This is a genomic window from Pseudomonas songnenensis, assembly GCF_003696315.1.
GTDB lineage: Bacteria > Pseudomonadota > Gammaproteobacteria > Pseudomonadales > Pseudomonadaceae > Stutzerimonas > Stutzerimonas songnenensis.
The window spans coordinates 120,182-131,517 of sequence record NZ_RFFN01000008.1; the positions used below are offsets into that span (position 1 = coordinate 120,182).

9 protein-coding genes and 2 pseudogenes are annotated in these 11,336 nt (G+C 63.9%); 5 read left to right on the top strand and 6 right to left on the bottom strand.

The annotated features are described in order from the left end of the window. Positions 1–35 precede the first annotated feature (35 nt). Together EA798_RS18150 and pedF are read right to left on the bottom strand one after the other, a co-directional pair. Positions 36–950, bottom strand: a complete 915-nt coding sequence (locus EA798_RS18150) for a substrate-binding periplasmic protein (protein WP_122099845.1) — start codon at positions 948–950, stop codon at positions 36–38. Beyond that, entirely contained in the window at positions 950–1,387 is a 438-nt protein-coding gene (pedF, locus tag EA798_RS18155; RefSeq protein ID WP_015276878.1) for a cytochrome c-550 PedF, read from the bottom strand. The genes EA798_RS18150 and pedF overlap by 1 nt, the downstream gene beginning before the upstream one ends. 308 nt (positions 1,388–1,695) lie before the next feature. Here pedF and exaA point away from each other — a divergent pair, with 308 nt between their 5' ends. From exaA to EA798_RS18175, 5 genes and pseudogenes are all read left to right on the top strand, one after another. Continuing rightward, on the top strand, positions 1,696–3,567 hold the full coding sequence (gene exaA, locus EA798_RS18160; protein WP_122099846.1) for a quinoprotein ethanol dehydrogenase: 1,872 nt from the start codon (positions 1,696–1,698) through the stop codon (positions 3,565–3,567). A gap of 159 nt (positions 3,568–3,726) precedes the next feature. Continuing rightward, entirely contained in the window at positions 3,727–4,380 is a 654-nt protein-coding gene (locus EA798_RS18165) for a pentapeptide repeat-containing protein (RefSeq protein ID WP_122099847.1), read from the top strand. Positions 4,381–4,603: 223 nt separating this feature from the next. Next, a pseudogene (locus EA798_RS21025) lies at positions 4,604–5,281 on the top strand (PAS domain-containing protein); the annotation flags it as partial. Positions 5,282–5,386: 105 nt separating this feature from the next. Then, positions 5,387–5,827: pseudogene (locus EA798_RS21030) on the top strand (methyl-accepting chemotaxis protein); the annotation flags it as partial. Between the two features lie 115 nt (positions 5,828–5,942). Next, positions 5,943–7,097, top strand: coding sequence for a DUF2703 domain-containing protein (locus EA798_RS18175; RefSeq protein WP_122099849.1), 1,155 nt, complete (start codon positions 5,943–5,945; stop codon positions 7,095–7,097). A 14-nt stretch (positions 7,098–7,111) separates the two neighbouring features. Here EA798_RS18175 and EA798_RS18180 read toward each other — a convergent pair whose 3' ends face one another. The 4 genes from EA798_RS18180 to EA798_RS18195 all read right to left on the bottom strand — a co-directional run bounded on the left by EA798_RS18180 (position 7,112) and on the right by EA798_RS18195 (position 11,103). Next, entirely contained in the window at positions 7,112–8,275 is a 1,164-nt protein-coding gene (locus EA798_RS18180; RefSeq protein ID WP_122099850.1) for an MFS transporter, read from the bottom strand. A 430-nt stretch (positions 8,276–8,705) separates the two neighbouring features. Beyond that, on the bottom strand, positions 8,706–9,365 hold the full coding sequence (locus EA798_RS18185; RefSeq protein WP_122099851.1) for a response regulator transcription factor: 660 nt from the start codon (positions 9,363–9,365) through the stop codon (positions 8,706–8,708). Continuing rightward, complete coding sequence (locus EA798_RS18190; RefSeq protein WP_122099852.1) at positions 9,362–10,621, bottom strand: HAMP domain-containing sensor histidine kinase; 1,260 nt, start codon at positions 10,619–10,621, stop codon at positions 9,362–9,364. The genes EA798_RS18185 and EA798_RS18190 overlap by 4 nt, the downstream gene beginning before the upstream one ends. A 44-nt stretch (positions 10,622–10,665) precedes the next feature. Continuing rightward, complete coding sequence (locus EA798_RS18195; protein ID WP_122099853.1) at positions 10,666–11,103, bottom strand: cupredoxin domain-containing protein; 438 nt, start codon at positions 11,101–11,103, stop codon at positions 10,666–10,668. Positions 11,104–11,336: the final 233 nt, after the last annotated feature.

An 11,336-nucleotide genomic window follows, 5' to 3' on the forward strand; every position in this document is an offset into this window, starting at 1 on the left:
GGCGATCCGCAGCGGGATCGGCATGGCGCAGCCGGTCAACGCCCGGCCACGTCGCTCTCCACATCCTGGTACAACCCGGGCAACTCGTAGGTCAAACCATGGCGGGCGTAGAGCTTCGCCAGCTCGCCTTCGAGAATCAGCGGCTCCAGCACCTCTTCCAGCGCGTACGCCAGTTGTCGGTTGGATTCGTGTACCGCCATACCCAGATCCCAGACCTGCTTGCCCATGTTCGGATAGGCGTTCTCGGCAAGTTTCAGATGCTCGTCACTCGCCTGGGCGAGCAGCCATTCGACTTCCCCGCGCATGGCCATGGTGGCATCCACCTCGCCCTGCTGCATGGCGGCGAACGCCTGCGACACGCTCGGATAGTGGAGAGTGTTCTTCGCCAGCCGGCCTTCGAATACCGAGGAGAGGTAGAACGAGGGCACACTGTCGACCTCGACGCCGATCGGGTGGTACTGGAAGATCGCGACGCTTGGCACTTCATCGATGCGCCGGTCATCGTAGGCCGCCTGCCAGCGCTCGCGCTGGTACGGGCCGAACATCACCACCAGCTCGTTGATCACCTCACCCAGCTCGTTGCGCTTGTAGGCGAACTCGCGGTCGTAGGGCACCCTCAGCATCACATCGGCCAGCACATCCGGCCGCAGGTAGTGGCCTTTCCAGATGAAATTGCGCAGGTCGTCGTCAAGGGTTTCGTCGGGCGTCACCCACAGAACCTGCAGCTTCAAATCCAGGCCTTCGGCGAGCTTGCGCGCCAGCTCCACATCGACACCACGCGGCTCGCCGTCATGCTGGTAACTATACGGAGGAAAGTTCTCGTACATCGCCACCTTGAGCACGCCGGACTCGATGATGTCATCGAACGCACGCACCTTGACGATCTCCGCCTGCGCCAACGCGCCGCAAAGGCTCAACCACAGCGCGAGGACCAGCCGCGCAGCGTTCATCACTGCTTGGCCGCTTCGCTTTCAATATAGGTACGAATCGCCCACAGCGCTTCCTGGCTGAGGGTATCGGCCATTCGCGGCATGTACACGGCGCCATCGCGCACCGCGCCGTTGATCACGCGCTCCTTGTACCACTCGTCACCGTCGTAGCTGGCTTCGAGCTCGCGCAGGTCGGGTGCGATACCGCCGGAGATCGCTTCCAGACCATGGCAGCGGGCACAGTTCTGGTTGTAGGCAGAGGAGCCGATCTGCACCGCCAGATCGTGATGTTCGCTGGGCGCACGGTAGGGGTTTTCTTCCAGCCATTCTTCACCGAGCGCCGGCAGGCCCTTGGTGTTGACGGCCTGGGGCGTCACGTCGCCATGCGCCATTACCAGGCCGGACATACCGAGGACACCCGCTGCCAGCAGTGAGCGCAAAAAGATCTTGTTATTCATGACTACCACCCTCTATTCGAGAACCTGTGCAACAGCCCCATCGGAGCGCATGGTGGTCATGTTGGCCGTGCGGGCGGGTCGGCAGAATCCTGCTTTGGATGCCTGCATCTCCTCCCTTGGTACTGGGTTTTACCACCACCTTTGGCACCGCACTGGTAGCAAGGCTAAATCACCCGGGGTTCGGGAAGGATTCCCGGCATCGGCGGGAGCTTTTCCGTGTCGGCTTCCACTGCGCGCTCCCAATAATCGAATCGCCAGGCCGCCGGCATGCGGCGGCCTTGTCCGAATCGACCAAGGGAATCGCAACCATGACAACAAGATCGAACCCCGGCAGCAAACGCCCACTCGCCCTCGCCGTGCACTGCCTTGCACTGGCGGGCAGCCTGGCGCTGGCCGGCGCCGCGCATGCCAAACCGGTCAGCTGGGAAGACATCGCCAACGACCATCTTTCCACCACCAACGTGCTGCAGTACGGCATGGGAACCAATGCACAGCGCTGGAGCCCGCTGGCGCAGGTCAACGAAAGCAATGTGTTCAAGCTGACGCCCGCCTGGTCATTCTCCTTCGGCGACGAAAAGCAGCGCGGCCAGGAATCCCAGGCCATCGTTCACGACGGCGTGATCTACGTGACCGGCTCCTATTCGCGGGTGTTCGCCCTGGATGCGAAGACCGGAAAGCGCCTGTGGAGCTATGCCCATCGCCTGCCCGACGACATCCGCCCCTGCTGCGACGTGGTCAACCGCGGCGCCGCCATCTATGGCGACAAGATCTACTTCGGCACCCTCGATGCCCGCGTCGTGGCGCTGAACAAGGACACCGGCAAGGTCGTGTGGAACAAGAAGTTCGGCGACCACGCCGCCGGCTACACCATGACCGGCGCGCCGACGCTGGTCAAAGACGGCAAGACCGGCAAGGTACTGCTGGTGCACGGCAGCTCGGGCGACGAGTTCGGCATCGTCGGTAAGCTGTTCGCCCGCGACCCGGACACCGGCGAGGAAGTCTGGATGCGCCCCTTCGTCGAAGGGCATATGGGCCGTCTCAACGGCAAGGACAGCACACCGACCGGCGACATCAAGGCGCCGTCCTGGCCGGACGATCCCAATCACCCGACCGGCAAGAAGGAAGCCTGGAGCCAGGGCGGCGGCGCCCCGTGGCAAAGTGCGAGCTTCGATCCCGAAACCAACACCATCATCGTCGGCGCGGGCAACCCGGCCCCCTGGAACGGCTGGGAGCGCACCAGTGATGGCGGCGACCCGAAGGACTACGACAGCCTCTACACCTCGGGCCAGGTCGGCGTCGATCCGAGCACCGGCGAGGTGAAGTGGTTCTACCAGCACACCCCGAACGATGCCTGGGACTTCTCCGGCAACAACGAGCTGGTGCTGTTCGACTACAAGGACAAGGCCGGCAAGACCGTCAAGGCCACCGCCCACGCCGACCGCAACGGCTTCTTCTATGTGGTGGACCGCAAGGACGGCAAGCTGCAGAACGCCTTCCCCTTCGTCGACGGCATCACCTGGGCCAGCCATATCGACCTGAAAACCGGGCGACCGGTCGAGAACGAGGGCCAGCGACCACCCAAACCGGAGCCGGGCGAGAAGCACGGCAAGTCGGTCGAAGTCTCCCCGCCCTTCCTCGGCGGCAAGAACTGGAATCCCATGGCCTACAGCCAGGACACCGGCCTGTTCTATGTGCCGGCCAACCACTGGAAGGAGGACTACTGGACCGAGGAAGTCAGCTACAAGAAGGGCTCGGCCTATCTCGGCCAGGGCTTCCGCATCAAGCGCATGTACGACGATCACGTCGGCATCCTGCGCGCCATGCACCCGACCACCGGCAAGGTGGCCTGGGAACACAAGGAAAAACTCCCGCTGTGGGCCGGCGTGCTGGCGACCAAGGGTAATCTCGTCTTCACCGGCACCAGCGACGGCTACTTCAAGGCCTTCAACGCGAAAACCGGTGACGAGCTGTGGAAATTCCAGACCGGCAGCGGCGTGATCTCCCCGCCTGTGACCTGGGAACAGGACGGCGAGCAGTACATCGGCGTAACGGTCGGTTACGGCGGTGCCGTACCGCTGTGGGGCGGCGACATGGCCGTGCTGACCAAGCCGGTCGCGCAAGGCGGTTCGTTCTGGGTATTCAAGCTGCCGGATTGGGAGAAAAAGACCGCCAAACGATGAGTCGAGCCGTGCCCGCCATCGCGCGGGCACGGCCTCATGCCCTCAAGGTACAGCGGTTCGCGCGGCATGCCTGGCCTCGCCGGCTCCGGGTTGGCGCTCTCGTCGACAGGCCAGAAACGCCACGCGACCGCTTTTCATTTCCTGCCTCAGGTGACGCCCATGAACACCCCTTGCCGTTTGCTTTTGCCACTGGCCCTGCTCAGCAGCGCCGCGGTCTTCGCCGCGGATGACGGTCCCTTGACCGTCAACGGCTGCGTGCTACAGCCCGACAGCCAATGCGCCAACGCCGACCTGCGCGGCGCCGACCTCAGCAATCAGGACCTGCGTCGGATCAACCTCGCTGGTGCCAACCTCTCCGGCGCCAACCTGCGCCACGCCAACCTCGACCTGGCCAATCTGGAAAAGGCCGACTTCACCGACGCCACGCTGAACCGGGCAAGCCTGCAGCAGGCCAACCTGCGCCTGGCCAACTTCACCAATGCCCGACTGATCGCCGTGCAGGGCTGGGGGTTGTTCGCGCAAGCGGCGCAGTTCAAGGGCGCCGATCTCACGGGTGCCTATCTGGAATTCGCACGCATGAGCGGCGCGAAGCTGCACGGCAGCACGCTGCACGCCGCCGATCTGGAGATGACCTGGCTGAGCAAGGCAGACCTCAAGGGCGCCGATCTGACCGACGCCAATCTGCAGGAAGCCAAACTCAACGAAGCCAACCTGGCCGATGCCATACTGACCGGCGCTCGGCGGCATTACGCAACGTTCCAAGGCACCAACATGGAGGGCTGCAAGGACTGTCCGCATGACTGGGAAAAGTGATCCGTCCGGGCAGCTGCAGCAGCGACCATGCAGTGCCTCAATCAACGCGATAGAAAGCGTGCACTAACGAAAACTCATACGGCGCCGATGAAGTGACTGGGCAGTCTGCCCTTCACTGGATGCCAATAAGATGTTCAATAACCACCTCAAACGAGAACTGGCCGAGCTACGCGAGGAAGTCGCGACCGACCGCCAGATCAGGGACTCGTTGTACAGGGAAATGATGGTCCTGGAACTGGACCGGCAAGGACGCATCCAGTACGCCAACGAACTGTTCCTGAACGAAATGGGCTATCGCCGTGACGACATCGTCGGCCGTGCGGTGGATGACTTCTTCACTGCACAGTTTCGCGCCGAGCCGAACTACGCCCGCCTCAAGACGGCCATGCAGCGCGCCGAACACGTCAGTGGTGCGTACCGATTGCTGCGTGCCGATGGCCAGGAAGCCTGGCTGCGTTCGATCTGGCAACCAATCAAGGGCTCGGACGGCACGCTGCACCACTTCACCCTGTGCGCCACCAACCTGACCCGCACCATCGAGGCTTCCCGCGAGCATGAGAGCGTGATCAACGCCCTGCTGCGCTCGACTGCGGTGATCGAATTCGACCTGAGCGGACATGTCATCACGGCCAATCAACGGTTTCTCGACGGCATGGGCTACCGCCTGGAGCAGATCAAGGGCAAGCACCACCGCATGTTCTGCGAGCGTGAAGAGGCCGACTCCCCGGCCTACCGCGAGTTCTGGGCCAGCCTGAACCGCGGCGAGTACATTGCCGAGCGCTTCAAGCGTATCGACGCGCACGGCCAGGCGGTCTGGCTCGAGGCCACGTACAACCCGGTCCACGATGCCTACGGCAAGCTGTACAAGATCATCAAGTTCGCCACGGTGATCACCGATCAGGTCAATCGTGAACTGGCGGTCGCCGAGGCCGCGACCATTGCCTACGACACCTCGCAGCACACCGACCTCAGCGCGCAGCGTGGCGCGCAGGTGGTTCAGCAGACTGTGGATGTGATGCATCGCATCGCACAGCAGATGCAGGACGCCTCCGATGGCATCGAAGCGCTGGACAAGCAGTCGCAGCTGATCAGCGCCATTCTCAAGACCATCAGCGGCATCGCCGATCAGACCAACCTGCTGGCGCTCAACGCCGCCATCGAAGCCGCCCGCGCCGGCGACCAGGGCCGCGGCTTCGCCGTGGTAGCCGACGAGGTGCGCCAGCTGGCTGCGCGTACCAGCACCGCCGCCAAGGAAATTGTCGGCGTGGTACAGAAGAACCAGGACCTGGCCCAGGCCGCCGTGCACAGCATGTCCAGCAGCCGTGACCAGGCCGAACAGGGCCTGGAATTCGCCAACCAGGCCGGCGCGGTCATTGTCGAGATCCAGGACGGTGCACAGCGGGTAGTCAGTGCTGTCGGCCAGTTCGCCAGCCAACTGAAGAGCTGACGGTATGCTTGCCGGAGGGCGCGTGCCGGGCATTCGCGCCCGATCCGGCGATGCGATCTAGACTGTGCAGGCATGCTCCAAGCGCCCACCCGGCTGATTCTTCGAGGACCGACGATTGAGCCAGAAGCCCTTAATTCACATCGTCCAGCCGGCGGATACCGAGGGGCTGCCGGCATTCGCCGGTATGCCGCTCGAGCGCATCAGCATGCCCGCGACAGCTGTCGAGTTTGCGCTGGCGGCGACTGAGATCCTGCAGGCGTCTTGCATTGGTTTCGATACCGAATCCAAGCCCACCTTCAAGGTCGGTGAGCTTTCCAGCGGCCCGCACCTGATCCAGTTCGCCACGCTGGAAAAGGTCTATCTGCTGCGGGTCGGCATGCCTGGTTGTACGGAGGCGGTTCGTGCCGTGCTGCAAGCACCGGGGATAGTGAAGATCGGTTTCGGCCTGAAATCCGATCACTCCCGGCTGCGCAGCAAGCTGAACATTCAGCCGGCCAGCCTGCTCGACCTGGGTTCGGTATTGCGCTACCAGGGCAAGAAAGGCCAGGTCGGTTTGCGCGGTGCAGTGGCTGCGATACTCGGTACACGGATCGAGAAATCACGCAGAGTGGCCACCTCGAACTGGGCCAATGCGCGGTTGACCGAAGCCCAGCAGGCGTATGCAGCGAACGACGCCTATGCTGCGCTCAGGGTGTTTCTCGGCCTGGCATTGGAGCAGCAAAGCATGCTGCTCCGATATGTGGCCGCCAGCGATGCACGAGGATCAACCCCGGCGAATCGGACGCCACGCCCTCCCCGATCCGATAGGAATGCCGCCATGAAGAAAACCCTGACGATCCGTTGGCAACGACTGGTGAACGAACATGGCCAGACATGCCCTCGCTGCGGCGCTACCGAGCAGGCCGTTCGGCAAGCGACTGCAGATCTGCGCCAAGCACTGCGCATCCTTGGAATTGATGTGCGCCTCGAAACATCGCAACTGAGCCCCGCGGATTTCGCCCAGGCGCCGCTTGAATCGAATCGTCTGTGGATTGCCGACGTGCCGCTCGAACAGTGGCTCGGTGCGGCTGCGGGCGAAAGCCGCTGCTGCTCGGCGTGCGGCGATGCCAACTGCCGGACGCTGGAAGTGGCCGATGCGACCCACGAGGCTGTCCCGGCAGAGCTGATCATCAAGGCCGGGCTGCTGGCAGCCGCGCAACTTCCGGACGATGCCAGCGGGTGCTGCCCAACGGCTCAAGCCACGTCGGGCCATGGCGGTTGCTGCTCCTGAGCCGACTTCTGCGATCAGGCGAGTCCCCGTGCGGTCCGTTGCAGTAGTGACAATGCCACGTACGCGAGTACGCCCAGCGCCGCCGAAAGCCAGAGCGCACCCGTACCGAAATCATCGATCAGCAAAGCGAAGACGAACGGGGCGAATGCCTGAGCGAAGCGTGCCGGCACCATCAGCAAGCCCTGGCGCAAGCCATACCCGTGCGGACCGAATAACGCCAGCGGCAAGGTGCCTTTGGCGATGGTGAGAATGCCATTGCCGCCGCCGTGCAGAAGCACGAAGGCCGTGGTAGCCGGCGCACCGGCAAAGAGCACGCCCGCCGCCCCTACCGGATGAGCGATGGCGGCGAGGCGTGCCGAGATCAACGGATGAAAGCGCTGCAGCAAGACAAACTCCAGACAGCGAGCGCCAACCTGCGCCGGACCGACCAGTGCTGCAACACCGATCGCCGCCGCGGCAGAAAGCCCCGACTCCTGCAGCAGACGCGGCAGATGCGCCGCCATCGCCGTGCTGGTGAACCAGGTAGCGGCAAACACGAAAGCCAACAACGCCATGGTCAGGCCCGAGCCAGGACGGCCGTTGGCCTGTGATCGCTCGGCCGGGGACATCGCCCGCTGGACGCCGACTGGAATCAGCAGGCGATTGAGCGGCAACCCGAGCAACAGGTGCACGCCTGCCCATGTCAGGCAGGTCGCGCGCCAGCCGTACTCGGCGTTCAGCCAGCCACTGATGGGCCAGCAGATGGTGCTGGCGAAACCGGCGAGCAGCGTTATGCCGGTGATCGCTCCACGCGCATCGCGCCCGAAGATTCCGGTAAGCGTGGAAAAGGCAGACTCATAAAGCCCCAGCGCCATGCCGATACCGATCACCAGCCAGCCGAGCCAAAGCGTCAGCGGTCCGTTGGCCACGCCGAGTACGGCCAGCCCAACGGCGAAAATGATGCTGGAAAGCGCCAGCACATCGCGCCCGCCGTGATGATCGATACGCTTGCCCGACAACGGCCCGAGTACAGCGGTGACGATCAGTGCCAGGGAGAACGCGGCGAAGACGTTGCCGGTGGAGATGCCCAGTTCGCTCGCCATCGGTTCGGCGAGAATGGCAGGCAGGTAGTAGGTCGAGCCCCAGGCCAGGGTCTGTGCACTGCCGAGTGCAAGCACGATGCGCAGGCGTGAAGGCATGCTCAGCGGCACCGGTCAGCGGTATGTTGCGAGACGAAGGTGTGGTGATGGACGCGGTTCATCCGTGCTCCTGTGCTGCCGTCGACCAACCGGCCAAGCTCGCCAGGATACGCAATCGGCCATGACGATTTCGCGTCAGATACCTTGAACCGGACAGGCCGAACAGCGCAGCCAGGCCTGACGCAAACAGGCCGAGCGCTAAGGCCCGGAATATTCGCGTTGGTGCTGCGACTGATCGGTTATAGCGCATCCCGGCGCTATCGCACGTCCACCCACTCCGCCCGCGGAGCGCCTGGGACCATGAACTGCGCGTGGCGCCGTTCGTCCAGGCCTGCCTCGATGGCATGGCTGTGCCTGGGAGAACGCCCTGCCAACGTACCAGCGGTGGCGTAACGCTTGTCGAAGAGCTTGTCGGCTCGACCGAACAGTGTCAGGCCTCGCACACCATGCGGTCACCGACGCGAAGCAAGCCCAGGTCGATGGCCCGGTGCACCAGCTCGGCCTGGGAGCTGACCTCCAGTTTGCTTTTCAGCAGCGCCATATGGTTCGACACGGTCTTGCTGCTGATGCACAGACGCTCGGCGATCTCGCGATTGCCGATGCCACGGGCGAGCATGATGAAGATCTCCATCTCCCGCGGCGTCATCTCCGCCAGCCCTCCCTTGGCCGGTGAATGCGACGGCCGCTGGCACGCAAGGTCCGTAGCCAGTGGCTGCTCGATGAAGGTCTGCCCGGCGAGTACTTTGCGCACTGCCTCGACCAGCACATCGGGGGCACAGCGCTTGGTCAGATAGCCGGAGGCGCCGGCATCCAGTGCCTGCCGAACCAGCGCGAGTTCGTCGTGCATGCTGAAGATCAGCACCGGCATCAGCGGCAATCGCTGACGCAAGCGCCGGCAGGTTTCCAGCCCACTGATGCCCGGCAGGCCGAGGTCGAGCACGACCAGGCTGGGAATCGACTCCTGGACCTGATCCAGCGCTTGCTCGCCGCTGGCGGCTTCGCTGACTGTCACCTCGGGAAACAGCGCCTTGAGCAGGCTCGCGTAGCCCTGACGCACCACCGCGTGGTCATCCACCAGCAGAATCTTCATGACGTGGCTCCTTGCAAAGGCAACTTGAGATAGAGCGCCCAGCCCTTGCCGGCGCGGTGGCGCACACGCAAGCGGGCACCGAGGCAACGCGCATGTTCAAGCATCGAACGCAGACCGACACCCGGGCGCTCCGCCGGCTGCCCATGGCCGTCATCACGGATCAGCAAGCGCAAGCCGAGAGGGTCACCACGCAGATCGAGACACACGCGGGTGGCGTGCGCGTGCCGCGCCACGTTGGTCAGCGCCTCCTGCACCATGCGATAGAGATGCACCTTGGCGTCCATCGACAGCGTTGGAATCGGTCCTCGCAGGCGGACTTCACACTCGATGCCCTGGGTGCTTTGCCACTGCTCGGCCAGTTGCCCTATGGCGTCCTCCAGGCGCAGGTGATCGAGCATCACCGGGTACAGATCGCGCACCAGCGCGCGAAAGCCGTTCTGCAGATCGAGGCTGTGTTGTTCGAGATGGGCTGCCGTTTCACGAATGGCCGCCGGCTGATCGGCCTGAACACGCAGCAGGCAGACCCGAGCACGAATGCCGGCCAGATACTGGCCGAGGTCGTCATGCAGCGCCTGCGCCAGCCGGGTGCGCTCACGCTCCTGCAGCGCCAGCAGCGCCTGGGTCAGCCGCTCGTTGTCGAGCCGGGCGTCCTCAAGGGCAGCAGCCATGTGATTGAAGTGCTCGGCGAGTTCACGCGCCTCGGCGAAGCGATGCGGCGGCAGCCGCGTATCGAGCCGGCCATCGGCGATGCGCACCAGCGCTCCGAACAACTCGGCCAGTACGCGCATCCCGGGCCGCAGCGCCCAGCGAATCGCCAGCAGGCAAAGCAGCAGCGCCAGGCTGAAGAGCACCAGCAGCTGCAGCAACGAGTCCCTGACCTCCTCGACTTCGTCGCTTGGATCGACGCTGATATGCAGGCGGCGGCCATCTGCCAGTTGCAGCACCGCGGGCGCGGACAGCTCGGCCGGATACAACCACGCGCCGAGCCAGTCGCTCAGCACCGGATCGGGGCCGGTAACGACATCTGCTTCGAGCCAGCGGACGCGGACGTGGCGCAGGCTGTCGGTGAGCCCGGGTTTCAAGGAATCCGGGTCACGCTCAGCCATTTCGCCAAGGTAGCGAACCACCCCGGACGCGGCGTCCAGCTCGCGCTGCACGTCATGGCTGGCCTGACGCAGCAGGACGGCCAGGCAGACCAGCGTGACCAGCGTGAAGAACAGACTGACCAGCAAATTGATTCGCCAGAGTGCGGACATGTCGACCGTTTTCCCGAGTCAGCTGTGCCGAGCGCCAGGCCGCTTCACTTGACCACGAACCGGCCTTCCATCCCCTTGTTCTGCAGCCCCTTGCAGTAGAACGGAAAGCTGCCCGGCTTGACGGGCAGAAAGAAGATTTCCGCCTCACCGGCGTCCTCGAACTCCAGCTCCACCAGCGTGACCGCCTTGATCTCCACACCGCCGGCCTCGATTTTGCGCAGGAATATCGACTGCGCGAACTCGGGGGCCTGAAACGCACACTCTTTCTGGCCATCGGAGCTGATCTTGAGCTGATAGGCGACACCTGTTTCCAGCTGGTACTCCTTCTGCGAGACGGCGTAGTCGCTTTCTTCGGACCCGAACTTAAGGTCGGGCAAAGCCTGCGTCCGGCGAGTCAGGTCGCCAGCGGCATGGCTCTGATCGAAGCCGATCAGGCTGCCGACCAGCAGGAAATTGAGCAGCAGCGCTTTGTAGGTGGGCATGCGGATAGCCTCGTTATTGTTTTCGGTAGTGCCATCCTAAGGCGGCCCGCCCCGCCCAGCTTCCTACCTTGGTAGCGCTCGGGCGCTGATGAACCGGACGCGCCGACCACATTCAAGGCAGTTGCCGCTATTCCATTCCTGCCGGATACCGCCACCTCAGTCTGTTGCCCGCAGCCTGACGGCACGCCTCGCGAAATGCAGGACCAAGCCGAATCGGCACCTTGGTCGCAGTA

What these genes read in the sequence shown, in the direction of transcription:
- EA798_RS18150 (WP_122099845.1), bottom strand. Translation starts at nt 950, where the DNA reads ATGAACGCTGCGCGGCTGGTCCTCGCGCTGTGGTTGAGCCTTTGCGGC.
- pedF (WP_015276878.1), bottom strand. Translation starts at nt 1,387, where the DNA reads ATGAATAACAAGATCTTTTTGCGCTCACTGCTGGCAGCGGGTGTCCTC.
- exaA (WP_122099846.1), top strand. Translation starts at nt 1,696, where the DNA reads ATGACAACAAGATCGAACCCCGGCAGCAAACGCCCACTCGCCCTCGCC.
- EA798_RS18165 (WP_122099847.1), top strand. Translation starts at nt 3,727, where the DNA reads ATGAACACCCCTTGCCGTTTGCTTTTGCCACTGGCCCTGCTCAGCAGC.
- EA798_RS18180 (WP_122099850.1), bottom strand. Translation starts at nt 8,275, where the DNA reads ATGCCTTCACGCCTGCGCATCGTGCTTGCACTCGGCAGTGCACAGACC.
- EA798_RS18185 (WP_122099851.1), bottom strand. Translation starts at nt 9,365, where the DNA reads ATGAAGATTCTGCTGGTGGATGACCACGCGGTGGTGCGTCAGGGCTAC.
- EA798_RS18190 (WP_122099852.1), bottom strand. Translation starts at nt 10,621, where the DNA reads ATGTCCGCACTCTGGCGAATCAATTTGCTGGTCAGTCTGTTCTTCACG.
- EA798_RS18195 (WP_122099853.1), bottom strand. Translation starts at nt 11,103, where the DNA reads ATGCCCACCTACAAAGCGCTGCTGCTCAATTTCCTGCTGGTCGGCAGC.